Origin of the sequence: Streptomyces massasporeus (assembly GCF_014648995.1) — a bacterium.
Lineage (GTDB): Bacteria > Actinomycetota > Actinomycetes > Streptomycetales > Streptomycetaceae > Streptomyces > Streptomyces massasporeus.
The window spans coordinates 118,936-145,457 of sequence record NZ_BMSE01000021.1; the positions used below are offsets into that span (position 1 = coordinate 118,936).

23 protein-coding genes and 1 pseudogene are annotated in these 26,522 nt (G+C 71.9%); 12 read left to right on the forward strand and 12 right to left on the reverse strand.

The genetic code is table 11. The features are described from left to right. Nucleotides 1–66: 66 nt before the first annotated feature. Nucleotides 67–699, reverse strand: coding sequence for an HAD family acid phosphatase (locus tag IE153_RS34015; RefSeq protein WP_189593562.1), 633 nt, complete (start codon nt 697–699; stop codon nt 67–69). 440 nt (nt 700–1,139) lie between these two features. Between IE153_RS34015 and IE153_RS34020 the strand changes: the two genes are divergently transcribed. Beyond that, the gene (locus IE153_RS34020; protein WP_189593563.1) at nt 1,140–1,853 is read left to right on the forward strand and encodes a M23 family metallopeptidase; all 714 of its coding nucleotides are present in this window, start codon (nt 1,140–1,142) and stop codon (nt 1,851–1,853) included. A gap of 25 nt (nt 1,854–1,878) precedes the next feature. Here the strand turns inward: IE153_RS34020 and IE153_RS34025 are convergent, their stop codons facing one another. After that, the gene (locus IE153_RS34025) at nt 1,879–2,475 is read right to left on the reverse strand and encodes a TetR/AcrR family transcriptional regulator (RefSeq protein WP_031104888.1); all 597 of its coding nucleotides are present in this window, start codon (nt 2,473–2,475) and stop codon (nt 1,879–1,881) included. Nucleotides 2,476–2,598: 123 nt separating this feature from the next. On the opposite strand from IE153_RS34025, the gene IE153_RS34030 reads away from it, so the two are divergent. The 3 genes and pseudogenes from IE153_RS34030 to IE153_RS34040 all read left to right on the forward strand — a co-directional run bounded on the left by IE153_RS34030 (nt 2,599) and on the right by IE153_RS34040 (nt 5,293). Then, the gene (locus IE153_RS34030; RefSeq protein ID WP_189593564.1) at nt 2,599–4,182 is read left to right on the forward strand and encodes an MDR family MFS transporter; all 1,584 of its coding nucleotides are present in this window, start codon (nt 2,599–2,601) and stop codon (nt 4,180–4,182) included. A gap of 116 nt (nt 4,183–4,298) precedes the next feature. After that, nucleotides 4,299–4,733, forward strand: a pseudogene (locus IE153_RS34035) (helix-turn-helix transcriptional regulator). 113 nt (nt 4,734–4,846) lie between these two features. Next, nucleotides 4,847–5,293, forward strand: coding sequence for a VOC family protein (locus tag IE153_RS34040; protein ID WP_189593565.1), 447 nt, complete (start codon nt 4,847–4,849; stop codon nt 5,291–5,293). Between the two features lie 16 nt (nt 5,294–5,309). On the opposite strand, the gene cseC is transcribed toward IE153_RS34040, so the two are convergent. The 5 genes from cseC to IE153_RS34065 form a co-directional block, all read right to left on the reverse strand. Next, nucleotides 5,310–6,659 (reverse strand): two-component system sensor histidine kinase CseC, encoded by a 1,350-nt coding sequence (cseC, locus tag IE153_RS34045; protein ID WP_189593566.1) that lies wholly within the window; start codon nt 6,657–6,659, stop codon nt 5,310–5,312. Nucleotides 6,660–6,673: 14 nt separating this feature from the next. Continuing rightward, entirely contained in the window at nt 6,674–7,375 is a 702-nt protein-coding gene (gene cseB, locus IE153_RS34050; RefSeq protein WP_189593567.1) for a two-component system response regulator CseB, read from the reverse strand. Nucleotides 7,376–7,503: 128 nt separating this feature from the next. After that, the gene (locus IE153_RS34055) at nt 7,504–8,160 is read right to left on the reverse strand and encodes a hypothetical protein (protein ID WP_189593568.1); all 657 of its coding nucleotides are present in this window, start codon (nt 8,158–8,160) and stop codon (nt 7,504–7,506) included. Continuing rightward, nucleotides 8,148–8,687 (reverse strand): SigE family RNA polymerase sigma factor, encoded by a 540-nt coding sequence (locus IE153_RS34060; RefSeq protein ID WP_030251439.1) that lies wholly within the window; start codon nt 8,685–8,687, stop codon nt 8,148–8,150. Before IE153_RS34060 ends, IE153_RS34055 begins: the two co-directional genes overlap by 13 nt. 321 nt (nt 8,688–9,008) lie before the next feature. Next, the gene (locus IE153_RS34065; RefSeq protein ID WP_189593569.1) at nt 9,009–9,950 is read right to left on the reverse strand and encodes an HhH-GPD family protein; all 942 of its coding nucleotides are present in this window, start codon (nt 9,948–9,950) and stop codon (nt 9,009–9,011) included. A gap of 118 nt (nt 9,951–10,068) precedes the next feature. On the opposite strand from IE153_RS34065, the gene IE153_RS34070 reads away from it, so the two are divergent. Both IE153_RS34070 and IE153_RS34075 read left to right on the forward strand, forming a co-directional pair. After that, entirely contained in the window at nt 10,069–11,646 is a 1,578-nt protein-coding gene (locus IE153_RS34070) for a sensor histidine kinase (protein WP_189593570.1), read from the forward strand. Beyond that, nucleotides 11,643–12,299: a response regulator transcription factor gene (locus tag IE153_RS34075; protein WP_189593571.1), complete on the forward strand. Its 657-nt coding sequence runs from the start codon at nt 11,643–11,645 to the stop codon at nt 12,297–12,299. The genes IE153_RS34070 and IE153_RS34075 overlap by 4 nt, the downstream gene beginning before the upstream one ends. A gap of 165 nt (nt 12,300–12,464) precedes the next feature. Here IE153_RS34075 and IE153_RS34080 read toward each other — a convergent pair whose 3' ends face one another. Beyond that, nucleotides 12,465–13,106, reverse strand: a complete 642-nt coding sequence (locus IE153_RS34080; RefSeq protein WP_189593572.1) for a phosphatase PAP2 family protein — start codon at nt 13,104–13,106, stop codon at nt 12,465–12,467. Nucleotides 13,107–13,281: 175 nt separating this feature from the next. On the opposite strand from IE153_RS34080, the gene IE153_RS34085 reads away from it, so the two are divergent. Then, on the forward strand, nt 13,282–14,139 hold the full coding sequence (locus IE153_RS34085; RefSeq protein ID WP_189593573.1) for a hypothetical protein: 858 nt from the start codon (nt 13,282–13,284) through the stop codon (nt 14,137–14,139). Nucleotides 14,140–14,332: 193 nt separating this feature from the next. Here the strand turns inward: IE153_RS34085 and disA are convergent, their stop codons facing one another. Together disA and radA are read right to left on the reverse strand one after the other, a co-directional pair. Continuing rightward, a complete protein-coding gene (disA, locus tag IE153_RS34090; RefSeq protein ID WP_031104906.1) occupies nt 14,333–15,457 on the reverse strand; it encodes a DNA integrity scanning diadenylate cyclase DisA in 1,125 nt (374 codons plus the stop codon). A gap of 80 nt (nt 15,458–15,537) precedes the next feature. Further along, nucleotides 15,538–16,947 (reverse strand): DNA repair protein RadA, encoded by a 1,410-nt coding sequence (gene radA, locus IE153_RS34095; protein ID WP_142161067.1) that lies wholly within the window; start codon nt 16,945–16,947, stop codon nt 15,538–15,540. 196 nt (nt 16,948–17,143) lie between these two features. Between radA and IE153_RS34100 the strand changes: the two genes are divergently transcribed. Further along, on the forward strand, nt 17,144–18,877 hold the full coding sequence (locus tag IE153_RS34100; protein WP_189593574.1) for a BACON domain-containing protein: 1,734 nt from the start codon (nt 17,144–17,146) through the stop codon (nt 18,875–18,877). Nucleotides 18,878–18,885: 8 nt separating this feature from the next. Here IE153_RS34100 and IE153_RS34105 read toward each other — a convergent pair whose 3' ends face one another. Next, nucleotides 18,886–19,704, reverse strand: coding sequence for a DUF3109 family protein (locus IE153_RS34105; RefSeq protein WP_189593575.1), 819 nt, complete (start codon nt 19,702–19,704; stop codon nt 18,886–18,888). A 71-nt stretch (nt 19,705–19,775) separates the two neighbouring features. Between IE153_RS34105 and IE153_RS34110 the strand changes: the two genes are divergently transcribed. The 4 genes from IE153_RS34110 to ilvD all read left to right on the forward strand — a co-directional run bounded on the left by IE153_RS34110 (nt 19,776) and on the right by ilvD (nt 24,261). Continuing rightward, a complete protein-coding gene (locus IE153_RS34110; protein ID WP_189593576.1) occupies nt 19,776–20,708 on the forward strand; it encodes a Ppx/GppA family phosphatase in 933 nt (310 codons plus the stop codon). 82 nt (nt 20,709–20,790) lie between these two features. Continuing rightward, nucleotides 20,791–21,615, forward strand: a complete 825-nt coding sequence (locus IE153_RS34115) for a sugar phosphate isomerase/epimerase family protein (RefSeq protein ID WP_189593577.1) — start codon at nt 20,791–20,793, stop codon at nt 21,613–21,615. Continuing rightward, complete coding sequence (locus IE153_RS34120) at nt 21,612–22,244, forward strand: TetR/AcrR family transcriptional regulator (protein ID WP_189593578.1); 633 nt, start codon at nt 21,612–21,614, stop codon at nt 22,242–22,244. The genes IE153_RS34115 and IE153_RS34120 overlap by 4 nt, the downstream gene beginning before the upstream one ends. Before the next feature lie 163 nt (nt 22,245–22,407). Continuing rightward, nucleotides 22,408–24,261 carry a dihydroxy-acid dehydratase gene (gene ilvD / locus IE153_RS34125; RefSeq protein WP_189593579.1) on the forward strand — a complete coding sequence of 618 codons (1,854 nt, stop codon included), beginning with the start codon at nt 22,408–22,410 and terminating at the stop codon, nt 24,259–24,261. A 67-nt stretch (nt 24,262–24,328) separates the two neighbouring features. On the opposite strand, the gene IE153_RS34130 is transcribed toward ilvD, so the two are convergent. Continuing rightward, nucleotides 24,329–26,425 (reverse strand): serine/threonine-protein kinase, encoded by a 2,097-nt coding sequence (locus IE153_RS34130; protein WP_189593580.1) that lies wholly within the window; start codon nt 26,423–26,425, stop codon nt 24,329–24,331. Between the last annotated feature and the right edge of the window lie 97 nt (nt 26,426–26,522).

Below are 26,522 nucleotides of genomic sequence, written 5' to 3' on the forward strand. Positions count from 1 at the left end.
CATAGCGACCCAGTGAGAAGGGGCCGGTGCTGAACAGCACCGGCCCCTTCTGCATGCCCGGACGCTCTAGGACAGCTGCCCGTCGTAGTCCGGCAGCTTGTACGTCCGCTCGGCGTGGCCACCCGAGAGGTCGGTGCCGCTGTTGCCGATGTTCGCGATGATCGTGTAGCCCTTGCGCTCGATGTCGACGCGCTGGGCCGTCTTGTAGTCGGCGACGTTCTTGAAGAGGTCGATGAAGTTGCGGACGTAGAGCCCCGAGACCTGGTAGCCGGCCTGCTTCAGGTTGTACTGGGTGAACGAGGCGATGATGTCCGGCCGGGCGGTCACGAAGAACAGGGCGACGCCGCGCTCCTGCGCGTATCTGGCGGCCTCCAGAACCGGCTTGTTGGCCGGTTGCGGGTAGCTGAAGCCGAAGTCCGTCTCCAGCGTCGTGTTGTCGATGTCGAAGACGATGGCCTGTTTCTCGCCCGGCTTCGTGGCCGCGATTCGCTGCTTCAGATAGGGCATGGCCTGGTCCATCACGGCCTGGCAGTCCTTCTGCCAGGTGCCGTAGTCGACGTCCGCGGCGGCGGACGTGGTGGCGGCCGTGGAGGCCCGGCTGGTGGTCGTGGCGTCGGCCGGTGCGGCCATGGCCACGAGGGCCGCCGCCGAGACGGCGGTCACTGATGCGCGGCGCAACCAGGGGCGTCGGGTCTGCATGTCGTGGGGGTCCTCTCACGTCAGTGACGCTGCCAACATGTCGTGTGCATGCTCGTGCGCGAGGGTGGCGTGAAGGGAACCGTAGGGTTACCCGGCGGTAAGTGCCTAGAGGCGTGCGCCACATTTCCGGAATGGCTGAAGAGTGCCCTCGGTGACATGGCGCACAGGCGATATGTCCGTTACTAGATGGAATAGTGGATAACGGACCGAGAGGAAAGGGATTCTTGACCCGAGGTGGAGGCGAAAGTGCGGGCCAGTGCCCTGATTCGTCCCGAATGACTGCTGTGTCAAGAGACGTAGAACACTGAACCAAATTACTAACTAGCGTCGTAGATCACGCTTTTGGGAGTTTGTCGGACTTCGGGTTACCAAGGGATGGCCACACGGCGAGCGGTTGTGCGCCGGGTGGTTTTCTCCGTCCCCTTCCACACGAGGTTTCGATGTCCCAGCGCGTCACGTCCCGTTCTTCCCGTACGTCCCAGCTCCGCACCCGTGCGACCGTGCTGGCCGCCGGCCTTGGTGTCTCGGTCGCACTGGGAGCCGGGGTCGCGTCCGCCGCCGACACCACGGCCGCGTCCGGTGCCGCCAGTGCCGTGCAGGCGCAGGCCGCCGCCCAGGCCAAGGTCGCCAAGGCCGAGGCCGTGAAGGCCGAGAAGGCCGCCAAGGCCGCCGCCGCGAAGAAGGCGGCCGAGAAGAAGGCCGCCGCCAAGAAGGCGGCTGCCAAGAAGGCCAAGCCCTCCTGGGTCGACCCGGTGAAGAAGTACAGCCTCTCCGCGAGCTTCGCCCAGAACGGCGGCATGTGGGCGCACAAGCACAGCGGTCAGGACTTCGCCGTGCCGAGCGGCACCCAGGTCGTCGCCGCCCACGGCGGCACCGTGGTCAAGGCCGGCGGCAACGGCGCCGGCGACGGCCCCGCGTACGGCAACGCCGTCGTGATCAAGCACGGCAACGGCACGTACTCCCAGTACGCCCACCTGTCGAAGGTCACGGTGCACGTCGGCCAGATAGTCAAGACCGGCCAGGAGATCGCGAAGTCCGGCAACACCGGCAACTCGAGCGGTCCCCACCTGCACTTCGAGATCCGTACGACCCCGAACTACGGCTCGGCGGTCGACCCGGTGAAGTTCCTGCGCGCCAAGGGCGTGACGGTCTGACCCGAGGTGTGATTCCCCTGGCCCGCTAGGAGCCCCCGGCTCCCCGGTGGGCCTGGGTCACCAGGTCCGTGGCGACCTCGAGGACGGCTTTGTTCTTCTCCTCGGGGTCGTCTCCCATGTCCTGGAGCAGGAACATGCCGGCGTGCAGCGTGAAGATGGCGCTGGCACAGCGGACCTGGTCGACCAGGTCCGCGTCCGGGTCGACGATGATGTCGCGCAGGCTGTGGATGCGGGCCTTGAACGACTCGCCGATCCGCAGGTCCCGTACCGTCGCCTGGTTCTCGTGCATGAAGCGGAACAGCGGCGTCGCCTCGGCGAGGGTGTCGGCGTAGCGGCGGATGATCTCCTGCTTGGTCGCGAGGGTGTGCGGCTGCTGCCGGCCCCACTCGATCAGGTCCTCGATCGGCTGGGTGAGGTCCTCGAAGATGCTGACGAGGATCTCTTCCTTGGTTTTGAAGTGGTAGTAGAGCGCGGCCTTGGTGACCTCCAGGCGCTCGGCGATCTCGCGCAGGGAGGTCTTCTCGTAGCCGTGCTCCGCGAAGAGTTCGAGGGCCACGTCCTGGATGCGCCGGCGGGTGTCCCCGCGGCGCCGCTGCTTGGTGCCGTCCATGGTGCCGCCCATCCTCCTACGCCCCCCGCTTTCCATAAAACTTACTTGACGCCCGGCTAGTTCCGCCGCTAGCTTCCGAGTGTAGTCACTAGCCGGTCGGCAAGTAAGTAGCGGTAGCTGGGGGAGTGGGAAGCGATGACGGACACGACGGACACACCGGCGGCCGACGCCGCGGGGAAACAACCGAAGAGCGTGCGGGTGGTCCTGCTCGCGCTGATGATCGCGATGATGCTCGCGATGCTCGACAACATGATCATCGGCACCGCGATGCCGACGATCGTCGGTGAGCTGGGCGGGCTCGAGCACCTCGCGTGGGTCGTCACCGCCTACACGCTCGCGACCGCGGCCTCCACCCCGCTGTGGGGCAAGCTCGGCGACATGTACGGCCGCAAGGGCACGTTCATGACGTCCATCGTGATCTTCCTGGTCGGCTCCGCCCTCAGCGGCATGGCCCAGAACATGGGCGAGCTGATCGGCTTCCGCGCCGTGCAGGGCCTCGGTGCCGGCGGCCTGATGGTCGGCGTCATGGCGATCATCGGCGACCTGATCCCGCCCCGCGAGCGCGGCAAGTACCAGGGCATGATGGCCGGCGTCATGGCGCTGGCGATGATCGGCGGCCCGCTGGTCGGCGGCACGATCACCGACAACTGGGGCTGGCGCTGGGCCTTCTACATCAACCTGCCGCTCGGAGCGGTGGCGCTCGCCGCCGTCGGTGCCGTGCTGCACCTGCCGAAGAAGCGCTCCGAGGCGCGGATCGACTACCTGGGCGCCGCGCTGCTGACCGTCGGCATCACCGCGATCGTGCTCGTCACCACCTGGGGCGGCACGGAGTACGCCTGGAGCTCCGCGCGGATCATGGAGCTGATCGGCATCGGGGTCGCCGCGCTGGTCGGGTTCGTGTTCTGGCAGACCAGGGCCGCCGAGCCGATCCTGCCGCTGCACATCTTCCGCAGCCTCAACTTCACGCTGATGTCGGTCATCGGCTTCATCACCGGCTTCGTGATGTTCGGCGCGACGCTCTTCCTGCCGCTGTACCAGCAGTCCGTGCAGGGTGCTTCCGCGACCAACTCCGGGCTGCTGCTCCTGCCGATGCTCGGTGCGATGCTCGTGACCTCGATGGTCGCCGGGCGGGTGACCACCAACACCGGCAAGTACAAGGTCTTCCCGATCGCCGGCAGCGCGCTGATGATCGTCGGCCTGTACCTGCTGTCCACGATGGACACCGGCACCTCCCGACTGACCTCCGGTGTCTTCATGGCCGTGGTCGGGCTCGGCATGGGCTGCCTGATGCAGATCACCATGCTGGTCGCGCAGAACAGCGTGGAGATGAAGGACATGGGCGTCGCGTCCTCGTCGACCACGCTCTTCCGCACGCTCGGCTCCTCGTTCGGCGTCGCGATCATGGGCGCGCTGTTCAACAACCGCGTCCAGGACGTCATGAGCGAGCGGGCCGGTGCGCTGGGCTCCAAGGTGACCGAGCAGTCGGCACAGGTCGACGCCAAGAGCCTGGAGAAGCTCCCGGTGCTGATCCGGGAGGCGTACCAGCACGCGGTCTCGGCCGGCACGCACACGGCGTTCCTGCTCGGAGCCGTGGTGGCGGTGGTCGCACTCGTGGCGGCCGTGTTCGTCAAGGAGGTGCCGCTGAAGGGAGCGGGACCGAAGGAGGACGGCAAGCCGGACACCCCGGCGGCGCAGCCGCCCATGGTCGAGGCCGTCTGACCGCACCGCACGAGGCCCCCGGGAGTGTCCGCCCGGGGGCTTCGTCATGCCCGGTCGCGAGATGCCCGGTCGTCGGCGGGGGGCCGCTGTCAGACCCCCGTGCCACCATCGATCCCATGGACAGGACGCGCCGGATGCGGCTCGCCAAGGACGCCATGGACCGGGACTGGGCCGACCCGGAACTGGACCTGGACACCGTCGCCGCGCACGCCGGGTAATCGCGCTACCACTTCATCCGCGCCTTCAAGGGGGCCTACGGCGAGACCCCCGGCCAGTACCTCACGCACCGCCGCATCGAGCGCGCCGAGGACCTGCTGCGCACGGCGAACCTGTCGGTGACGGAGATCTGCCACCTGGTCGGCTTCAGCAGCGTGGGCACGTTCTCGGCCCGCTTCAAGGCCTGGACCGGGCTGACACCCAGCGAGTACCGCACGAAGCACGTGGGCCGGGGAGCCGCCCTCATACCCGGCTGCTACGCCATGCTCTGGGCCGGCGGCTTCCGGTCCGCGCCCGGCGCCGGCGAGAAGCGCAATTCCGGAGAAGCGGGCTGACACCCCCGCTGCCTACCGTGGCAGGGCGGGCCCCACCGGCCGCAGTCGCAGTCCCAGCCGCAAGCCGCAGCCCAGCCACAGCCACAGTCACACAGTCAGAGCAGGAGCACGCCATGATCAAGGGGCTCGCCATCTCGACCGTCTGGGTCCTCGACCAGGACCGGGCCAAGGAGTTCTACACGGAGAAGCTGGGCCTGGAGGTCCGTACGGACATGACCATGGGCGAGGGCGGTATGCGCTGGCTGACGGTCGGCTCGCCGAACCAGCCCGACGTCGAGCTGACGCTGATGGTGCCGGGCGGGCCCGCGATGGACCCCGAGTCCGCCGAGATGCTCCGCACGCTGGTGACGAAGGGCGCGCTCGGCGCGGGCGTGCTGACCACCGACGACATCCACGGCGACTACAAGAAGCTCAAGGACCGGGGCGTGGAGTTCCTCCAGGAGCCGCAGGAGCGCCCGTACGGCACGGAGGCGCTGCTGCGCGACGACTCGGGCAACTGGTTCTCGTTCACCCAGCCCCGCGAGGGCGGCCTCGACATGGAGCAGGACTGGTCCTGCTGACCTGCCGCAGCGTCCCTCACGACCCCGGCAGCATCGGGTAGCTCCCCGTGTTCGTGGGCGCGTGCTCCGGCAGCCACAGCACGGCGACCGCGCCCTCGGCCGGGAGGTGCTCCGGCGTCCCGGGGGTGCGGACGTTGCGGAAGGTCAGCCGGGCGCCCAGCACCCGGGCCTGCCCGGCCGCGATGGTCAGACCGAGACCGTGGCCGTGCCCGGCCCGGTCCGCGCTGCCGGTGCGGAAGCGGCTCGGCCCCTCGGCGAGCAGGTCCTCGGGGAAGCCCGGGCCGTGGTCGCGGACGCGGATGACCCGGCCCTCGACGCTGACCTCGATGGGCGGCTTGCCGTGCCGGGCCGCATTGGCCAGCAGGTTGAACAGGACGCGCTCCAGGCGGCGCGGGTCGGTGGTGACCTCCGACTCGTGCACGATGCGCACCTTGATGGCCGGGTCCTTGGCCGCCACCCGCCGGGCGACGAACTCGCCCAGCATGATGTCCTGCAGCTCCGCCCGCTCGGATGCCCCGTCGAGACGGGCCACCTCCAGCACGTCCTCGACCAGCGTGCGCATGGCCTTCGCCCGGTCCAGCACCAGCTCGGTCGGGCGCCCGGGCGGCAGCAGTTCCGCCGCGGTCAGCAGTCCGGTCACCGGGGTGCGCAGCTCGTGCGCGATGTCGGCGGTGACCCGCCGCTCGGCCTCGATGCGCTGGCGCAGCGCGTCCGCCATGGCGTCCACCGCGCTCGCCAGGTCGTCCGTCTCGTCCCGTACGACCCCGCCCATGGCGTCCCGTACACGCACGTCCGTCTCGCCGCCCGCGAGCTGGCCCGCCGCGACGGCCGCCTTGCGCAGCCGCCGCGACAGGTGCCCGCCGATGAGCACCCCGAGCGCGCTGCCGCCGAGGACGACCGCGATGGACCCGATGAGCAGGGCCTGGTCGAGGTCCTGGAGGATGTCCGAGCTGCGGTCGGTGAAGCCCGAGTGCAGCGACATCACCTGCCCGTTCTTCAGCGGCACGGCGGCCCATATGTCGGGCACCTCGCCCGGCCGGTCCGCGACGTACGTCGCCCGCTGGCCCGCCTCGACCCGGTCCCGCAGCGCATGCGGCAGATCCGGGTCGTTGATCTTGGTGTTGGGGAAGTTCATCCGCCCGGACAGCTCGAAGTTGCGCTGGGCGATCATGATCCGCTCGTCGGCGAGGTCACGCGCGTTGTCCAGCATCGAGACCCGGGCGGCGTTGTGCACGACGAGGCTCAGCGCGATCGCCACCAGCGCGCCCACCAGCGCGATGGCCGCGCTCAGCTTCCATCTGAGGCCCGTACGGATGCCCGCACGCTCCAAGCCCGCGGCGACCAGGCGCCGGAATCGCCCCCTCATACCCCTGCCCCTGCTCAGGCCTTCAACTTGTAGCCGAACCCGCGGACCGTCTCGATCCGGTCCTGGCCGATCTTCTGCCGCAGCCGCTGCACGTGCACATCGACGACGCGGGTGTCCCCGCCCCAGCCGTAGTCCCACACCCGTTCCAGCAGCTTGTCGCGGGAGAGCACCGTGCCCGGAGCCGAGGAGAACTCCAGCAGCAGCCGCATCTCGGTCGGCGTCAGCGCCACCGGCTGCCCGGCGCGGCGGACCTCCATGCCCTCGGTGTCGACCTCCAGGTCCCCGAAGGCCAGCACGCCACCGCTGGCCGGGGCCTCCGGCACCTCGCCCCGGCCGCCGCCGGCGTGCCCGAAGCGGCGCAGCACGGCGCGGATCCGGGCGACCAGGACGGCACCGTCGAACGGCTTGGTCACATAGTCGTCGGCGCCCGCCTCCAGGCCCAGCACGACGTCGATGGAGTCGGCCCGCGCCGACAGCATGATGACCGGCACGGTCGACTCGTCGCGGATGCGGCGGCACAGGCTGACACCGTCGAGTCCGGGGAGCATGACGTCCAGCAGCGCGATGTCGGGGCGGTCCGTCCGGAACGCCTCCAGGCCCGACAGCCCGTCGGGCATGGCGGTGACCACGAAGCCGTCCCGTTCCAGGGCGAGCTGCGTGGCCTCGCGGATGACGTCGTCGTCCTCGACGAACAGGACGTGGGTCTGGTCTGCCATCCCGGTGCTCTCAGTCCTCTGTGGTCCATGGGGGTGCGTTCTACTGCTGGGACGCACGGTCCCGGCGATGCGTTCACCGAGTGATCGGTCCGAACGGCCCGATCGGTTCACGCGGCCCTCCGCCCGCGTCAGCCGGCGGGCACCGGCGTCGCGCTGTCGCCGACGACCTTCCCGTAGTCGTTGTGCGTGCGGTACTTCTCGGCGAAGTGACCGGAGGTCCATCTGTACGTGATCACGTTCTCCCCGGAGGGACTCGACACCGGGTCGCCCTTCTCGTACACCTGCTTGGTCACCACCAGGTCCCCGCGGTCGATCTCCGCGTAGACCGGCGGCTCCTCCGCCTTGAACACGTTCTCGTACGAGCCGTCCTGCTCGTGGTACACGTAACTGCCCACGCCCACCGCGTCACCGCAGGTCAGCACGTTGACGACGACGTCGTCCGACGAGCCTTTCGTCAGGTTGCCGTAGGAGACGTCGACCGGGTACTCGTCGGCCACGCACGGCTTCAGCTCCCGTTTCACCTCGGGCGCGACCTTCGGATCGTCCTTGACGAGCTTGACCGCGTTCACGGTGTCGGGCGGCTTCGACGGCGCGGCGGACGGTGTGGCCGCGGCGGCGCCGGCCACCGAGTCGGCGTGTGCCGGGCCCTCGTCACGGGCTCCGGTGCCGCCCGCACCGCACCCGGCCACCAAAAGGGCGAGGGCGGTGGGCACGGCCAGTGCCGCGCTCACCGCCTGGAAACTGCCCCGGGTCCGTGCAGAACCCTCGCCGGTCAGGCCGCGCACCGCTCCCGCTCCTCACGCTCCAGCGCGCGTGCGTCCAGATCGCGGGACTCCAGCTCCTCGCGGAGCCGGGCGAGCGCCCGGTGCAGCGTGCTCTTGACCGTTCCGGCCGACATGCCGAGGGCGGCGGCCGTCTCCTCCGTGGACATCTGCTCCCAGTGTCGCAGCACCACGACACTGCGCTGCTTCGGGGCGAGCACCTTCAGGATGTCCATCAGCAGTGCGCGGTCCGCGTGCTGCTCGGTGGCGTCGTCGACCGAGGCGTCCGGGAGCTGCTCGGTCGGGACCTCCTCCAGCTTCCGCGCCCGCCACCACTCCGTGCGGGTGTTGATCATCACCCGGCGCAGATAGGCGTCCGCCAGCCGCTTGTCCTCGATGGTCTCCCACCGGCCGTACGTCCGTACCAGTGCCGTCTGCAGCAGGTCCTGTGCGTCCGTCGGGTCCGGGACCAGGCGGCGGGCACTGCGCAGCAGCGCGTCCTGCCGGGTGCGGACGTACTCCTCGAACTCGAGCACCTCGCCCTGCGCCATGGTGAACCGCCTCCCGTTTCCCCGTTCGGGCCGGCTCCCCGCCGCCCGTGTACTGCCTGTGGTCTTCAGTCGTCCCGTGTCTTCCGGGAACGCATCTGAAGGTACGGAGGCGTTGTCACGGCGCTGTCCGAAGCAGCCTTCGGCTAGCGCTCGGCTGTCCGTCGGTTGTGTAACGGAAGCCGTAACGGGGTAGAGCGGTGGGGGCGTTGAGGGCGGTTCGGGGTGATTTGTCCACCCCGGCCTTGTGACGGACGGCGGCCCGCGGCTGTGACCTGTCTGTACGTCAGGTCTGTGGGCCAGGCCTGCAGGGCAGGTGGTACGTCAGGTCAGCGGCAGCCGGTACGAGCCGCCCGCCAGTGGCTCCACCAGACCGTCGGCGACGAGACCGTCCAGGGCGCGGGCCCGCTGCACCGGCTCGTGCCACACCCGGTCCAGCGCCGCCTGCGGCACGGCCCCGTGAGCCTCCCGCAGCACGGCGAGCAGCCGCCCGCGCACCTGCCGGTCGGTGCCCGCGTACGTCTGGCCGCGGCGCGGCGGTCCGTCGTGCTCCGGCTTGCCCGCCAGCCGCCACGCGCACTGCGCGGCGATCGGACAGCGGTGGCACGACTCGCTCTTCGCCGTGCACACCAGGGCGCCCAGTTCCATGGAGGCGGCGGCCCAGCGGGCGGCGGTCTGCTCGTCCTCGGGCAGCAGCGCGCGGGCCAGCTTGCGTTCGGCGGCGGTGGTGGCGTTGGGCGGGTACTGCACGCCGGTGACCGCCCGGGCGAAGACCCGCCGCACGTTGGTGTCCAGCACCGGGTGCCGCTGCCCGTAGGCGAAGGAGGCGACGGCGGCGGCCGTGTACTCGCCGATGCCGGGCAGCGCCAGCAGCTGTGCGTGGTCGGCCGGTACGTCACCGCCGTGCCGTTCCGTTATGGCGACGGCGGCGCCGTGCAGCCGCAGCGCCCGGCGCGGGTAACCGAGCCGCCCCCAGGCCCGGACGGCCTCGCCGGGCGCGTCCTCGGCCAGGTCGGCGGGGCGCGGCCAGCGCTCCAGCCACTGCTCGTAGACGGGCAGGACGCGACTCACCGGCGTCTGCTGCAGCATGAACTCACTGACCATCACCCCCCACGCCCCGGCCTCGGGGCGCCGCCACGGCAGGTCACGGGCGTGTTCGCCGAACCAGTCGATGACGGGGGAGTGCAGGTTCTCTCCGAGGGGCGGCCCGGAGGGGGTGTCGGCGGAGGCGGTGGTGGGGTGCGGGGGCTTCGTGGGAGCAGTCATGGCCCTTCGATGGTGCCACGCAGAACCGCTCATTCGGGCACACCACCACCCCGAGGACGACGAGTACCTGACGATCGGCAGCAGTGCGGGCAGGTCGGGCGCTTGTAGCGTCAAGCGCATGGAACGTCCTGGCGTGGTGTCCTTCGCCCGTGGCGCCCTCCTGTGGGCCGCCTTCGCCGTCCCGGCGCTGACGGCGGACCGGGTCGGTCTGAACGAGCCGCGGCCGGGCTGGCAGCAGGCGGCCGGCGTGGTGGTGCTGGCCTTCGCCGTCGCCGTGTCCCGGCGGCTGCCACTCGTGGCTTTCGGGCTGGCGGCGGCCCTGAACCTGGCCGCCGCCCCGGCCATGTTCACCGTCTCCTACGGCCCCGCCCTCAGCGGCTGCGCACTGCTGCTCGGACTGCGGGCGGCCCGGGCGCGCCCCGCCATACTGTGCTTCACAGCCGTCGGCTGCGCGGGCACCGCCCGGATCGCGCTCGTCGGGATCGATCCCGCCCCCGAGTGGCTCGTCATGACGGGCACGCTGCTCTTCGGATGTGTCTTCCCCTGGCTCGGCGGGCGCTACTGGCAGCAGAGCCGTGAGCTGGCCGAGGCGGGGTGGCTGCGCGCCGCCCGGCTGGAGGACGAGGCCCGCTTCGCCGAGGAACGCGCCCGGCTGCGCGAACGCGCCCGGATCGCCCAGGACATGCACGACTCCCTCGGCCACGAGCTGAGCCTCATCGCCCTGCGGGCGGGCGCCCTCCAGGTCGCCCCCGGCCTCGGAGGCGAACACCGGGCGGCTGCTGCCGACCTGCGCACGGCCGCCGCCGACGCCACGGACCGGCTGCACCGCATCATCGGCGTGCTGCGCGAGGGCGACGACGAGCCGGTGCGGCTGACGCCGGCGGGCGAGACCCTGGAGCAACTCGTCGCCCGTGCCGCCGAGTCGGGCCTTGCCGTGCGCTGGGACCCCGCCGGACACGACCCCGCCGCGGACTCCGACGAGGTCGCCGAGCGGCTGTTGCACCGCGTGGCCCGGGAGGCCCTGACCAACGCGGCACGGCACGCACCGGGCGCTCCCGTGGCCGTGGCGGTCACGGGACACGCGGCGGGCACCTCCGTCACCATCACCAGCGGCCGGGCGACACAGGACGGCTCCCCGCCCTCCGGAGGCGGTACGGGCCTGCTCGGACTGCGGGCAGCGGTGACCTCCGTCGGCGGGGAGTTCGAGGCGGGCCCGCACGGGGAGGGCTTCCGGGTCCGGGCGTTCGTCCCCCGCCGGCGGACCGCCGGCCTGCCCGCACGCCCCGGCCGGGCGCCGTTCGCCCACGCCCGCCGCCGCGTCGCCGTCGGTCTCGTCACCGCCGCCGGCGTGGGAGTGGCACTCGTCGGCGCGGCCGTCGGCTGGTACGCCTGGACGGAGAAGCGCTCGGTGCTCGAACCCGCCGTGTACGCGGCGCTGCGCCCGGGCGCCCCGGCGGCCGACGTCGAACGGATGCTGCCCGAACGGGACGTGCGCGATCCTCCCGCCGAGCGGGCGCCGACACCGGAACCGGAGGGAGCCGACTGCCGTTACTACCGGGCGAGCGGTGAACTGTTCGTCTCCGTGGACCACTTCAGACTGTGCTTCGACGCGGGACGGCTCGTCGCCAAGGACGTGGTCCCGCGAGCAGGGCTGTCCCGCGAAGGCGGGGAAAACGACGAGGAGTTCTCACGGTGATCCGCGTGCTGCTGGCCGACGACGAGACGATGGTCCGGGCCGGAGTCCGCGCCATCCTGGGCAGCGACGGCGGGACCGAGGTCGTAGCCGAAGCGGGCGACGGGCGCGAGGCGGTCGAGCTGACCCGCGCGCACCGCCCGGACGTGGCCCTGCTGGACATTCGCATGCCCCGCCTGGACGGCCTCACGGCGGCGGAGGAGATCGTACGGACGGTGCCCGGCACGGCCGTCGCGATGCTCACCACCTTCTCCGAGGGCGCCTACGTGACCCGAGCGCTCGGCGGAGGTGCCACCGGCTTCCTGCTGAAGTCCGGAGACCCGTACGAACTCATCGCGGGTGTCCAGGCGGTGGCCGCCGGTGCCGCGTTCCTCTCGCCCAAGGTGGCCCGGTACGTCATCGGCGAGGGCCTCGGCGGCGGCCGTCTCATCCGCGAGGAACGGACACGGGCGCGTGCGGCGGCCCTGAGCCCCCGTGAACGCGAGGTGCTCGGCCTGGTCGGCGCGGGCCTGTCCAACTCGGAGATCGCCGCCCGGCTCCACCTCGTGGAGGGCACCGTGAAGGCCTATGTCAGCGCGGTCCTGGGCCGGCTGGGCGTACGCAATCGGGTGCAGGCGGCGATCGTGGCGTACGAGGCGGGGCTGGTGGAGTCGTAACTGCCGGGCAGGGCGCGGCGCCCGTGAGGGGCGGCGGACGACTGGGCGCCTTGGGGGGCGTGTACCGCTCGACAGTGCGCTCGTCCTCTGGCTCGACGGCGCGCGTGTGGAGCGGCCGGGCAGCGCGCGTGCGTCCTGGCGCGGCGCTGCGCCGCGCGAACCGGCTCACCGGCGCGCGGGCGTTCGGTGCGAAGGGACGGCCGCCGGGCCCGGCCCCAGGACCCACCGCACAGCCGGTGCGCCTGACCTGCGCATCGCCTCTGCCAGCCGCGTCATCATCCCCGCGCCCAGCCGGACGGCGACGAGGACGACCAGGGCGCCCAGCCCGAGCCCCGCGATGACGTCGTGCGGATAGTGCACGCCGACGAAGACCCGGGAGAAGGCCATGAGCAGGGCGAGCGGGGCCGTCAGCCACACCAGCGTGCGCCGGGCCAGAGTCAGGGCGACAGCCGAGGCGCCTGCGATCGTGGCGTGGTTGGAGGGGAAGGACCAGTCACCGTGCGGCGGACACTCGGCCAACGACACGGCCGCAGCTGCCACCGCCCGACACGGACGCTCCTCCGTGACTGCGGACTTGAGCACCTCACTGCACACGTATGCCGCAGCCGTGGCCAGAGGTGCAAGGGCCGCTATCGCGAACGCGCGGGGGCTGTCGCGACGCGCGCGCCACCAGCCGGCGGCGAACAGCGCGACGAAGACGAGCAGTCCGGCCTCCGTCCATGTCCCGGCCCCGTGTTGTACCCAGATCGGGGTGTCCTGAGCGAAGTCGGTGATGCCGCGGTAGAGCGCGGTGTCGTCAAGGGTCATGGTCACGGACGGTAGGCGTCGGGGTGATCCCGTCACACCCAGCGATCGTCACGTCCCGTACCCGACGAAAGACCAGGGTGGGAACGTGATTTCCGGGATGATGATCCGGAAAAGTTGTCGCTCCGAGCGGCGGGTGGGACCGGCGAACGCGCCGATCTCTCGTAAGGTTTGCGCCGTGGGATCTCTGCGCAATCCGGTCGGGCCGCTTCCCTCCTCCATCTATTGGCGTCGGAGGGTCGTACTGGTGTCTGTAGTCGCCGTGTTGGCGCTGCTGACCCTGTGGATCGTGACCATGGGCGGCGGAGGCGGCAAGGACGGCGACAACGGCGCCAACGGCAAGAATCCCGCGCCCTCCATCACGCCCGGCCCGTCGAGTTCGGGCCCTGCCATCAGTCAAGCGCCGGGCGGGCGCGACGAGTCGGGGGACGACGGGTCCGGCGGTTCGGGCGACGGCTCCGGGAACGGGTCGGGAGACGGCTCCGGGGACGGTTCCGGCTCGGAATCCGGCGACGGTTCCGGGTCCGGCGGCTCGGGCGGCTCCGAGGGTGCGGGCGGCACCGGCGGATCGGGGAGCGGTACCGCCGCGGGCGGCGTGGGCGCGGGCGACACCCTGTCGGCCGGCTCCACTCTGCCCAACTGCACCGCGAGCGCGGTGAAGTTCAGCCTGCGCAGCCGTCACAACACCTATGACCCCGAGCAGACGCCCACGTTCCTGCTGACCGCGCGGAACGTCTCCGGCAGCGACTGCAAGATCGATCTCGGGCCGAAGAACGCGGTGTTCACGATCGCCCCGGCGAGCAGCGACGACGACTACTGGTCCTCCGAGGACTGTCCCAAGGCCGCCGCGCACCAGCTGTACCGGGTCGCCGCCGGCAGCGGCATCACCTACACCCTGAAGTGGGACCGCAAGCCGAGCGCCCCCGAGTGCGCCACGCCTCCCGCGGGCTCGGCCGGGTCCGGCACGTACCTGGTGGAAGCCAAGGCCCCGGGCTTCGCGAAGGTCCAGACGTCGTTCGTGCTCTCGGCCGACTAGGGCCGCAGCGCCGGAGAGGCACCTCTGGTCCGCCGTGCCCGCAGCGCCGGAGAGGCACCTCTGGTCCGCCGTGGGGCCGCAGCGCCCGAGGTGTACTCCGGACCGGACCTGACCGGGCCGGGCCGGGAAGGCCCGAGGGCGGTACCCCTTCCCGGGTACCGCCCTCAGCCGTTCCAGCAGGGTGCCGTACGCGTCAGACGTACCGCTCCAGAATCGAGGACTCCGCCAGCCGCGACAGCCCCTCGCGGACGCTGCGGGCCCGGGCCTCGCCCACGCCGTCCACCGTCTGGAGGTCGTCGACGCTGGCGGCGAGCAGCTTCTGCAGTCCGCCGAAGTGCTCGACGAGGCGGTCGATGATCGCGCCGGGGAGCCGGGGCACCTTGGCGAGGAGGCGGTACCCTCGCGGGGAAACTGCCGAGTCCAGCGTCTCGGGCGCGCCGGTGTAGCCCAACGCCCGTGCCACCGTGGACAGTTCGAGCAGCTCGGCATGGGTGAGGGCGTCGAGTTCGGCGAGGGCCTGGTCGACCGTGCGGGAGCGCTTGGCCGTGGGCTCGGGGACGTAGTCCCGCACCACCAGCTCGCGCTCGGGTTCCACACCCGCGATCAGCTCGTCGAGCTGGAGGGCCAGGAGCCGGCCGTCCGTGCCGAGCTCCACCACGTACTCGGCGATCTCCGTGGCGATGCGGCGCACCATCTCCAGGCGCTGGGCGACCGCCGAGACGTCCCGGACGGTCACCAGGTCCTCGATCTCCAGCGCCGACAGCGTGCCCGCGACCTCGTCGAGGCGGAGCTTGTAGCGCTCCAGGGTGGCGAGCGCCTGGTTGGCGCGGGACAGGATCGCCGCCGAGTCCTCCAGGACGCGGCGCTGACCGTCGACGTACAGGGCGATCAGCCGCATCGACTGGGAGACGGAGACCACCGGGAAACCGACCTGCTTGCTGACGCGGTCCGCCGTGCGGTGCCGGGTGCCCGTCTCCTCCGTCGGGATCGTCGGGTCCGGGACCAGCTGCACGCCCGCGCGCAGGATCTTCGACAGGTCGGAGGACAGCACGATGCCGCCGTCCAGCTTGCACAGCTCGCGCAGACGGGTCGCGGTGAACTCGACGTCCAGCACGAAACCGCCGCTGCACAGCGCCTCGACCGTCTTGTCGGAGCCGAGCACGATGAGTCCGCCGGTGTTGCCGCGGAGCACGCGCTCCAGGCCGTCACGCAGGGCGGTGCCGGGTGCCACGGCGCTCAGGGAGGCGCGCATCAGGCCATCGGTACCGGCGCTCCCGCCGGATTTTCCGGGAGCAGATGCCCGGTCGTTGGCTGCCACTGCACTCCTCCGGTCGCAGGTTCTGGGCGCCCCCGTGTCGCGCGCTCGGTTCGCACGGACGGGCGAGACCAGGGCAAAGTCTACCGGCGACCCTCCTCGTCCCGTGGGGCCTCTCTGCGACGGGAGCGGGGAAGGACCCTCAGGGCGTCCCCTATGTCCGCGACTTCCAGGACCTTCATGCCCGCCGGGACCTTGCCCGGATCGCCCGGGACCAGCGCATGCGTGAAGCCCAGACGATGGGCTTCGGCCAGCCTGCGCTGCACTCCGGTGACCCGTCTCACCTCGCCCGCGAGGCCCACTTCGCCGATCGCGACGAGATTCTTCGGGAGAGGTGTGTCACTCGCCGCGCTCGCCAGGGCGAGGGCGACGGCCAGGTCCGCGGCGGGCTCGGTGAGCTTCACCCCGCCGACCGTCGCGGAGTAGATGTCCCTTTTGCCCAAGGCGCTGATCCGCCCCCGCTGTTCCAGCACCGCGAGCATCATCGAGACGCGGGAGGTCTCCAGGCCCGAGGTGGTACGGCGCGGGGAGGGGATCTGCGAGTCGACCGTGAGCGCCTGGACCTCGGCGACCAGCGGGCGGCGGCCCTCCAGGGTGACGGTCAGGCAGGTGCCCGGGACCGGTTCGGCCCGGCGGGTCAGGAAGAGCCCGCTCGGGTCGGCGAGACCCGTGATGCCCTCGTCGTGCAGCTCGAAGCAGCCGACCTCGTCGGTGGTGCCGTAGCGGTTCTTGACGCCGCGCACCAGACGCAGACGGGCGTGCCGGTCGCCCTCGAAGCTCAGGACGACGTCCACCAGGTGCTCCAGCAGGCGCGGGCCCGCGATCGCGCCGTCCTTGGTGACGTGGCCCACCAGCAGCGTGGACATGCCGCGTTCCTTGGAGGCCCGGATGAGCGCGCCGGCGACCTCCCGCACCTGGGCCATGCCGCCGGGTGCGCCGTCGATCTCGGGGGAGGCCACCGTCTGCACCGAGTCCATGATCAGCAGCGACGGCTTCACCGCGTCCAAGTGGCCCAGCACCGCGGCCAGATCCGTCTCGGCCGCCAGGTACAGGTGGTCGTCGATGGCGCCGATGCGGTCGGCGCGCAACCGGACCTGGCTCGCCGACTCCTCACCCGTGACGTACAGCGTGCGGTGCTCGTCGCTCGCGGACTTGGCCGCCACGTCCAGCAGAAGCGTGGACTTGCCGACGCCCGGTTCGCCCGCGACCAGCACCACCGCGCCGGGCACCAGCCCGCCGCCGAGCACGCGGTCCAGCTCGGGCACGCCGGTGGGGCGGGCGGTGGCCTGGCGGCCGTCCACCTGGCCGATGGGCAGGGCGGAGGTGGTGACCCGGCCGGGGGCCGTCGTACGCACCGCGGGCGCGCCGTACTCCTCGACCGTCCCCCAGGCCTGGCACTCGGGGCAGCGGCCGAGCCACTTCGCCGTCTGCCAGCCGCATTCCGTGCAGCGGTAGGACGGGCGGTCCTTGGTGGTCTTCGTACGGGCAGCCATGGACGAAACCGTAGCCGCCGGCACTGACATCGCGGGACCGGCCGACGGCGGCCACCTGCGCGCCAGGGCCCCGCCACCCCGCGCCAGCCGCGGAGCCACCGGTTCATGTCCCCGTTTGAGGGATCGTTTCACCCGTACGGATTAAAAGTGCTCAAGCCGCATGAAGGTGCCACTCCCGGCCCCCTACGGTCGCCGAATGACGAGCAGTACTCCGGAGATCTCGACCCGTTCGGCCCGCACGGCCGGCGCCCACCGGGCGCACCGGGAGGCGCGCGACCGCGGGGCGGCGCGCACGCTGGCGCAGCGGCCACCCGTGCGCTACGAGCCCTACCTGGACGGCCTGTTCACCTACTGCCTGTCCGTGCTGTGCGACCACGAGGCCGCGACCGCCGCCCTGGGCGACGTCCTCGCACTTGCCGAACGCCGCGGCCGGCACGTCCCCGAGGCACCCGCGGACCGCAGGGCCTGGCTGTACGCGCTGGCCCGCTGGGCGTGCCTGCGCAAGCTGGCCGAGGCCAAGCAGAAACGTCAGAGCAGCCATGCCGCGGGCCGTACCGACCGGCAGCGCGCCGACCGTCCGGCCGCCCCGGCCGCCTCCGAGGAGGTCCAGGAGCGGCGCCGTCGCGAACTGGCCCTGCTGGCCTGGCCGGAGGCCGCCGGCACCACGCCCGAGCAGCGCGAGGCGCTCGAACTGGCCGTGCGCCACCACCTCGCCGCCCGCGAGGTCGCCGCCGTCCTCGGCATGGACCCGGCCGCCGCCCGCGATCTGCTCGCCTCCGCCGCCTGCGAGGTGGAACGCACGCGTGCGGCCCTCGCCGTGGTCGAGACCGGGGCGTGTCCGAGCGTGTCGCACCTCGCCGGCGACGACCGGCTCGTGCTCGGCACGGCCCTGCGCCGCGAACTCGTCCGGCACGTCGACGACTGCCCGCGCTGCCGCCGCACCGCCGAGCGCGCCATCCCCGGCCGCTGGCCCGGCACCAGCGTCACCCCCGCCGAACTGCCCGTCCTGCCGGCGCCCCGAGCGGCCCTGCACGTCGCGATGGCCCACCACCCGCGCGCGCGGGGGAACGCCGCACCCCGTTTCGACCGGCGCGGCTTCCCGATGGACCCCAAGGACCACGCCGCCCGCAGAGACCGCCTGCGCGCGCGTGCCGTCACCACGACCGTCGTCGCCACCGTCGTGGCCGCCCCCGTCCTCGCCCTGTGGGCGGCCTACCGGGGCACCCCGATCGGCGAGGGCCAGGACGGCCGCTCGGCCTCCGCGCGCGAGGCGGACGACCCGTTCGGCCTGGACGGCGAGATGGCGGGCGGCGGCTACGAGAACACCGGTAACGCGAGCACCCGCCCCGGCCCGCGCTTCGGCAAGGACGGCAAGGCCGACGTCTCCGTCGAGGTGATCGGCGTCGCCGGCGCGGGACGCGAGAGCGCCTTGGACGTCACGGCCGACAACAGCGGCGACACCACCCTGATCACGCTGACCGCGAGCGGCCCGGCCCCGGTCCGCTGGTCCGCGTCGACGGGAGCCCCCTGGCTCTACCTCAGCCAGTCCTCGGGAACGCTCCGGCCCGGCGAGTCGGTAACGATCAAGGTGTACGTCGACCACCTGCGGGAGCCCGCGGGGCCCTGGCAGGCGCAGGTCGCGGTCGCACCCGTGGGCGCCGTCGTCCGTATCGAGGGCTACGGCACCGCGCCCAGCCCCTCCGACCCCGGCCCGGACCCCCGACCCAGCGGCCCGGGCGACCCGTCGCCGACCCACCCCGACCCGACGCCCACGACCTCCGCCCCGGACCCGGACCCGACGCCGACCACTCCGCCCCCGTCGACCGACCCGGATCCCACGCCCACGCCGACGGACCCGGCCCCGACCGAGCCCGAGGGCTCGACACCACCGTCGTCGGACAGCGGCGACCCGAGCCCGGTCACCTCGTAGCCGGGCTCTCAGGCCCCAGGGCTCGCCGGACGCGCGGGATCCGCGGGGTGCGGTGCCAGCAGCGGCAGCTGCGAGGCCAGCCGCTCCTCGCACAGCTCGACCAGCCGGTCGTAGCCGGCCTTGCCCATCAGCTCGATCAGCTCGGGCCGGTAGGAGACGTACACGGGATCGCCCGCGCCGTGGGCCGACGTCGCCGACGTGCACCACCAGTGCAGGTCGTGGCCGCCCGGACCCCAGCCGCGGCGGTCGTACTCACCGATCGACACCTGGAGGACGCGCGTGTCGTCGGGCCGGTCGATCCACTCGTACGTCCGCCGGACCGGCAGCTGCCAGCACACGTCCGGCTTGGTCTCCAGCGGCTCGCGGCCCTCCTTCAGGGCCAGGATGTGCAGCGAGCAGCCCATGCCCCCCTTGAAGCCCGGCCGGTTCTGGAAGATGCACGAGCCCTCGAAGGGCCGCGTCTGCCGCTCGCCGTCCTCGTCCTCGGAGACCCAGCCGCCCCGCGTGCCCTCGGCATGGTGCTGCCAGATGTCCGGCGTGAGCCTGGCCACATGCTCGGCGACGCGCTTCTCGTCGTCCTCGTCGGAGAAGTGGGCACCCAACGTGCAGCACCCGTCGTCCGCGCGGCCCGCCTGGATGCCCTGGCAGCCGCTGCCGAAGATGCAGTTCCAGCGAGAGGTCAGCCATGTCAGATCGCAGCGGAAGACCTGCTCGTCGTCCGCCGGATCAGGAAACTCCACCCATGCGCGAGCGAAGTCGAGGCCCTTCTCGTCGGCCTTCACGACGCTCGGTGATTTGTCGCGCTTCGCCTTTTTCGTCTTTGGCACGATTCCAGGGTACGGGCCTCGTGCCCCCGCCGAGGACGGCGGAGGGCCCGGCGGGCAGTAGCGTTCCGTACATGAGACTCGGTGTCCTCGACGTGGGATCGAACACGGTGCATCTGCTCGTGGTGGACGCGCACCCCGGCGCGTGCCCGCTGCCCGCGCACTCGCACAAGGCGGAACTGCGCCTCGCCCAGCTCCTCGACGACGACGGCGCGATCGGCCCGCACGGCGTCGACCGGCTGGTCTCGGTCATTCAGGAGGCGCTCCAGGCCGCCGAGGACAAGGGCGTCGAAGAGGTCCTCCCGTTCGCCACCTCCGCCGTGCGCGAGGCCCGCAACGCCGACGACGTCCTCGCCCGCGTGCGCGCCGAGACGGGCGTCGAGCTCCAGGTCCTCACCGGCGCCGAGGAGGCCCGGCTCACCTTCCTCGCCGCCCGCCGCTGGTTCGGCTGGTCGGCCGGGAAGCTGCTGGTCCTGGACATCGGCGGCGGCTCCCTGGAGGTCGCCTACGGCATCGACGAGGAGCCCGACGCGGCCGCCTCGCTGCCGCTGGGCGCCGGCCGCCTCACCGCCGGCTGGCTCCCCGGCGACCCGCCCGCCCCGGACGACGTCCGCGCCCTGCGCCGGCACGTGCGGACCGAGATCGCCCGCACGGTCGGCGAATTCAGCCGCCTCGGCACCCCCGACCACGTCGTCGCCACGTCGAAGACCTTCAAGCAGCTGGCCCGCATCGCCGGCGCCGCCCGCTCCGCCGAGGGCCCCTACGTCCAGCGCGAGCTCAAGCGGGAGTCCGTGGAAGGCTGGGTCCCGCGCCTGGCCGCCATGACCGAGCGGGAGCGCACGGAGCTGCCGGGCGTCTCCGAGGGCAGGGCCGGCCAGCTCGTGGCGGGCGCCCTGGTCGCCGAGGCCGCGATGGACCTCTTCGGCGTGGAGCGCGTCGAGATATGCCCCTGGGCGCTGAGGGAAGGCGTGATCCTGCGTCGCCTGGATCACATGGAGTCCGCGTAGGAGCCCGCTCGTCTATGGCAAACACCACAACGGCCAAGAGGCCCCCCACGCCACCCCGACCACACCCCGTAATCTGTCCTGCATGGCAGAGCCAGCCGTGAAGATCCCGGACGCGAAGGTCGCCCTGTCGACGGCCTCGGTCTACCCGGAGTCGACGGCCACGGCCTTCGAGATCGCCGCGCGCCTCGGCTACGACGGAGTCGAGGTCATGGTCTGGACCGACCCGGTCAGCCAGGACATCGAGGCCCTGCGCAGACTCAGCGACTACCACCGGATCCCGATCCTGGCCGTGCACGCCCCCTGCCTGCTCATCACGCAGCGCGTCTGGTCCACCGACCCGTGGACCAAGCTCCAGCGGGCCCGCGCGGCGGCGGAGAAGCTCGACGCGAGCACGGTCGTGGTCCACCCGCCGTTCCGCTGGCAGCGCCAGTACGCCCGGGACTTCGTCACCGGCATCTGGCGCATGGCCGACGAGACGGACGTACGGTTCGCCGTCGAGAACATGTACCCCTGGCGCTACCGCGACCGCGAGATGCTCGCGTACGCGCCCGACTGGGACGTGACGAAGGACGACTACCGGCACTTCACGATCGACCTCAGCCACACCGCGACGGCCCGATCCGACGCCCTGGACATGGTCGACCGCATGGGGGACCGGCTCGGCCACGTCCACCTCGCCGACGGCCGGGGTTCCGCCAAGGACGAGCACCTGGTGCCCGGGCGCGGCACGCAGCCCTGCGCCGAGGTGCTGGAGCGGCTCGCCCTGACCGGCTTCGACGGGCACGTCGTCATCGAGGTCAACACCCGCCGCGCGATGTCGAGCGCGGAGCGCGAGGCCGACCTGGCGGAGGCCCTGGCCTTCACCCGCCTGCACCTGGCCTCGGCGGTGAAGGTGCCGCGGTCATGACCGGCCGGCCCCCGGCGGGCAACGGGTCCGGCACCGCCGCCCGCCGCCGCGGCCGCCCCCCGCGCACGGAGTCGGCGGACACCCGCGACCGCATCCTGACCGCCGCCCGCGACGAATTCTCCGAGCGCGGCTACGAGAAGACGTCCGTGCGCGGCATCGCCAAGTCCGCCGGCGTCGACTCGGCCCTCGTGCACCACTACTTCGGCACGAAGGAGCAGGTCTTCGAGGCGGCGATCACCCTGTCCTTCGGACCCGCCCTGCAGGCCCCGAAGGCCATCGAGGAGGGCCCGCTGGACGGGGTGGGGGAGCGCCTGGCCCGCTTCTTCTTCGGCATCTGGGAGAACCCGGCGACCCGCGCACCGCTGCTCGCCATCGTCCGCTCCGCCCTCACCAACGACACAGCGGCCGCCGTTTTCCGGCGGATCATCGCCACCCAGGTGCTGCGCCGCATCGCGGTACGGCTGGAGCTGCCGGACGCCGAGCTGCGGGCCGAGCTCGCGGCGGCGCAGCTCGTGGGCACCGCGATCCTGCGCTACGTCCTCAAGATCGAGCCGCTGGCCTCGGCGGACCCGGAACAGGTCATCGCGCGGCTCGCGCCGGTCGTACAGGGACATCTGACCGATCCGTAAGGCGTGCGGGTGACCGATCCGTAAGGCCTGCGGGTGCCGTCGTCCGAGACAAGCGTCCCGCATTCCGGACGCACCGTCCCGCCCACTGGATGACCGGCGTACGCTCGGTAGCAGTCAGAAATCTCCGAATCCTCTGACGCAGTCTCTGAAGGAGCGAGCGACGATGCCCGAGCTGAGGTCCCGCACAGTCACCCACGGCCGCAACATGGCGGGCGCACGCGCCCTGATGCGCGCCTCCGGTGTACCGGGCGGGGACATCGGCCGCAAGCCGATCATCGCGGTCGCCAACAGCTTCACCGAGTTCGTCCCCGGCCACACGCACCTGGCGCCGGTCGGCCGGATCGTCAGCGAGGCGGTCGTCGCCGCCGGCGGCATCCCGCGCGAGTTCAACACGATCGCCGTCGACGACGGCATCGCCATGGGCCACGGCGGCATGCTGTACTCCCTGCCCTCCCGCGACCTGATCGCGGACAGCGTGGAGTACATGGTCGAGGCGCACTGCGCCGACGCCCTGATCTGCATCTCCAACTGCGACAAGATCACCCCGGGCATGCTGAACGCCGCCCTGCGGCTGAACATCCCGACGGTCTTCGTCTCCGGCGGCCCGATGGAGTCCGGCCGGGCCACCCTGGTCGACGGCACGGTCCGTACGCTCGACCTGGTCGACGCGATCTCCGACGCCGTGAACGACAAGATCTCGGACGAGGACATCCTCCGCATCGAGGAGAACGCCTGCCCGACCTGCGGCTCCTGTTCCGGCATGTTCACCGCCAACTCGATGAACTGCCTGACCGAGGCCATCGGCCTCTCCCTCCCGGGCAACGGCTCGGTCCTCGCCACGCACACCGCCCGCAAACAGCTGTACGTGAACGCGGCCAACACGGTCATGGACATCACCCGCCGCTACTACGAGCAGGACGACGAGACGGTCCTGCCCCGCAGCGTGGCGTCCTTCGCGGCGTTCGAGAACGCCATGGCCCTCGACATCGCCATGGGCGGCTCCACCAACACGATCCTGCACCTGCTGGCCGCCGCCCAGGAGGCCGGCGTCCCCTTCGGCCTGGACGAGATCAACGCGGTCTCGCGCCGCGTGCCGTGCCTGGCCAAGGTCGCCCCGAACGTCGCCAAGGACCGCACGTACTACATGGAGGACGTGCACCGCGCCGGCGGCATCCCCGCCCTGCTCGGCGAGCTGCACCGGGCCGGCCTGCTCAACGAGGACGTGACTTCCGTGCACAGCCCGTCCCTCGGCGACTGGCTGAAGACCTGGGACGTGCGCGGCGGCTCCCCGTCCGTCGAGGCGGTCGAGCTGTGGCACGCGGCCCCCGGCTGCGTCCGCTCCGCCGAGGCCTTCTCCCAGTCCGAGCGCTGGGAGGCCCTGGACGAGGACGCCGAGGGCGGCTGCATCCGCTCCGCCGAGCACGCCTACTCCAAGGACGGCGGCCTCGCGGTCCTCAAGGGCAACCTGGCCGTGGACGGCTGCGTCGTGAAGACGGCCGGCGTCGACGAGTCCATCTGGACCTTCGAGGGCCCGGCGGTCGTCTGCGAGTCGCAGGAGGAGGCCGTCCAGAAGATCCTCACCCAGCAGGTCAAGGACGGCGACGTGGTCGTCATCCGCTACGAGGGCCCCAAGGGCGGCCCCGGCATGCAGGAGATGCTCTACCCGACCTCGTACCTGAAGGGCCGCGGCCTCGGTAAGACCTGCGCGCTGGTCACGGACGGCCGCTTCTCCGGCGGCACCTCCGGCCTGTCCATCGGCCACGCCTCGCCCGAGGCGGCCGCGGGCGGCACCATCGCCTTGGTCGAGGACGGCGACCGCATCCGTATCGACATCCCGAACCGCTCCATCGAACTGCTGGTGGACGACGCCGAACTGGCCCGCCGCGACCAGGCGCTGAACGGCGTGTACGCCCCGAAGAACCGCGACCGCAAGGTCTCGGCGGCGCTGCGGGCCTACGCGGCGATGGCGACGAGCGCGGACAAGGGCGCGGTGCGGGACGTGTCGAAGCTGGGCTGACCCTCGGTCGGCCGGTCCGAACTCAGGTCTGAGGGGCCGTCTCCCAGGGGGCGGCCCCTCATCCGCGTCACCAGGCGGCGGGGTCGCCCGCGGGGACGGAGAAGACGGTGCCGTCGGGCGCGCCGGCGTAGAGGCGGGCGTCGGCGAGCACCGGGGCGGGCACCGCGTCGGCGATCCGGTCCGCGTTGGTGCCGAGCCGCGGACGGGTCTGCCCGAGCAAGCGGCCCTTGAGCGCGTCCACGCCGACCAGTCGCCCGTCAGGTGCGGAGAAGTAGACGTACCGGCCGTCGGTCACCGGCGCGGAACCTCGTGACACCGCGGTCTCCAGGCTCCATGTCTGCTTCCGCGCCTCCATGTCGACCGCCACCAGCGATCCGCCGCTCCCCATGAGGTACACGAGGTTCCCGCTCACCGTCGCCTGGGGCTGCTCGAGCGGCACGGGCAGCGCCACCCGACGGAAGGCCCCGTCGTCCGGCGTGTAGCGCACCACGGCCTTCGCGTCTCCGTAGACCGCGTCGACGGAGACGAGGAAGACCGAACCGCCGGCCGTGCCGACCGGTTGCAGTGATCCCTTCAGCCGTACGTCCCAGCGCACCTTGCCCGTCTCGGGGGCGACCGCGGTGACGCGCGTGGTCGCCCCGTCTGCCGAGGTGCTCATGGCGTAGGCCAGAGGATCTCCGGCGAAGGAGGCGAAGTACGGGCTCTGGTGGCCCTGGATCCGGTGGCTCCATTTCGTCCGCCCCGAAGCGCTGTCCACGCCGGTGACCGTGCCGTCCACGCCGATGACCAGGACCATGGCGCCCGTGTACGTCAGCCCGTTGTACGACGGCACGGTCTGCCGCCAACGAGCCCTGCCCGAGCCGGGATCGAGGGCCCGAAGGTGGGTGCCGCGATCCAGCGCGGGTTGTACGAGGCCACCGGAAACGGCAGGCCGTCCGCCCTGTGCCGAGGCGACGGTCTGCCGCCACAACTGACGCCCGTCCGACGGGTCGAGCCCGAAGACACGCCCCTTCTGCGCGCAGACCAGCGCCTCTTTCCCGTACGAGCACTCCGGCGTTCCCTTCTCGGGTGCCGATGTCGTCTCCCACGGGCTGAACCCGGCCGGCGCGGTGCGGGGCGCCTGGCCGCTCACCGGGGACGGGCTGTCCCCGCCGAGCAGGTACACCGAGCTCAACGCGACGGCGGCGGCCACGCCGAGGACCCCGGCCCCGACGAGCCGCCACTTGCCCCGGTGCCTCGCGGGCCGCCGTTCGCTCTCTTCGACGCGCGGCTTCGGTGCGGGCTGCGGTGTGTCCGCCGTCCGCTGCGCCGGTATGAAGGCCTGTGTGTCGTACGAGGCGGCCACCGACCGCAGCTCCCGCATCAACTCGTCCGGGGTCGGCCGGTCCTCGGGCTCCTTGGCGAGGCACCGCACCACCAGCGGCGCGAGACTCTCCGGAACGCCCGTCAGATCCGGCTCGTCATGCACGACCTGGTAGGCGACGACGTACGGGCTGTCCGAGTCGAACGGCCCCCGCCCCGTGGCCGCGTGCACCATCACCGACCCGAGCGCGAACACGTCGGCGGCGGGCCCCACCTCCCGGGGGCGCCGGAACTGCTCCGGTGCCATGAAGGGCGGGGTCCCGATCAACTTGCCCGTCTCGGTCCGCAGTTCGCTGTTCTTCGGCCGGGAGATGCCGAAGTCGATGACCTTGGGCCCGTCCTCGGCGAGGAGTACGTTGCTCGGTTTGAGATCCCGGTGGACCACGCCGACCCGGTGGATGTCCCGCAGCGCCTCGGCCAGTCCGGCCATCAGGCGGCGCAACTCGGCAGGGCTCATCGCCCCGTTCCGCTTCACATGGTCGGACAAGGTCGGGCCGGGAATGAACAGAGTGGCCATCCAGGGCCTTTCGGCCTCCGAGTCGGCGTCGACGACGGACGCGGTGAAAGCACCGCTGACCTGTCGCGCGGCCGCCACCTCCTGCCTGAAACGCCCCCTGAACTCGGGATCCTTGGCGAACTCGGCATGGACGACCTTCACCGCCAGCTTCATCCCCGAGGTGCTGCGCGCGAGATGCACGACGCCCATGCCCCCGGCGCCCAGAGCCGACTCGAGCCGGTAGTGACCGGCGTACTCGGGAAGTTCCGCTTCCGCGCCCGCCCCGGTGTTGCTCTGCGGCGCCATGGAACCACCCCCGTGATCTTCGTCCGCGCGCGCGACGCACGGAGCCTAGTCGATGCCTCGTACGAGGCAGAGGCGGCTTGCTAGTCTCCGCGTGCGA

Bases quoted from the DNA above. Each gene is read 5' to 3' on its own strand.
- IE153_RS34080 (WP_189593572.1), bottom strand. From the start codon at position 13,106: ATGACCCTTGACGACACCGCGCTCTACCGCGGCATCACCGACTTCGCT.
- radA (WP_142161067.1), bottom strand. From the start codon at position 16,947: ATGGCTGCCCGTACGAAGACCACCAAGGACCGCCCGTCCTACCGCTGC.
- IE153_RS34040 (WP_189593565.1), top strand. From the start codon at position 4,847: ATGATCAAGGGGCTCGCCATCTCGACCGTCTGGGTCCTCGACCAGGAC.
- cseB (WP_189593567.1), bottom strand. From the start codon at position 7,375: ATGGCAGACCAGACCCACGTCCTGTTCGTCGAGGACGACGACGTCATC.
- IE153_RS34060 (WP_030251439.1), bottom strand. From the start codon at position 8,687: ATGGCGCAGGGCGAGGTGCTCGAGTTCGAGGAGTACGTCCGCACCCGG.
- IE153_RS34030 (WP_189593564.1), top strand. From the start codon at position 2,599: ATGACGGACACGACGGACACACCGGCGGCCGACGCCGCGGGGAAACAA.
- IE153_RS34025 (WP_031104888.1), bottom strand. From the start codon at position 2,475: ATGGGCGGCACCATGGACGGCACCAAGCAGCGGCGCCGCGGGGACACC.
- IE153_RS34110 (WP_189593576.1), top strand. From the start codon at position 19,776: ATGAGACTCGGTGTCCTCGACGTGGGATCGAACACGGTGCATCTGCTC.
- cseC (WP_189593566.1), bottom strand. From the start codon at position 6,659: ATGAGGGGGCGATTCCGGCGCCTGGTCGCCGCGGGCTTGGAGCGTGCG.
- IE153_RS34015 (WP_189593562.1), bottom strand. From the start codon at position 699: ATGCAGACCCGACGCCCCTGGTTGCGCCGCGCATCAGTGACCGCCGTC.
- IE153_RS34120 (WP_189593578.1), top strand. From the start codon at position 21,612: ATGACCGGCCGGCCCCCGGCGGGCAACGGGTCCGGCACCGCCGCCCGC.
- ilvD (WP_189593579.1), top strand. From the start codon at position 22,408: ATGCCCGAGCTGAGGTCCCGCACAGTCACCCACGGCCGCAACATGGCG.
- IE153_RS34020 (WP_189593563.1), top strand. From the start codon at position 1,140: ATGTCCCAGCGCGTCACGTCCCGTTCTTCCCGTACGTCCCAGCTCCGC.
- IE153_RS34070 (WP_189593570.1), top strand. From the start codon at position 10,069: ATGGAACGTCCTGGCGTGGTGTCCTTCGCCCGTGGCGCCCTCCTGTGG.
- IE153_RS34065 (WP_189593569.1), bottom strand. From the start codon at position 9,950: ATGACTGCTCCCACGAAGCCCCCGCACCCCACCACCGCCTCCGCCGAC.
- IE153_RS34115 (WP_189593577.1), top strand. From the start codon at position 20,791: ATGGCAGAGCCAGCCGTGAAGATCCCGGACGCGAAGGTCGCCCTGTCG.
- IE153_RS34130 (WP_189593580.1), bottom strand. From the start codon at position 26,425: ATGGCGCCGCAGAGCAACACCGGGGCGGGCGCGGAAGCGGAACTTCCC.
- IE153_RS34100 (WP_189593574.1), top strand. From the start codon at position 17,144: ATGACGAGCAGTACTCCGGAGATCTCGACCCGTTCGGCCCGCACGGCC.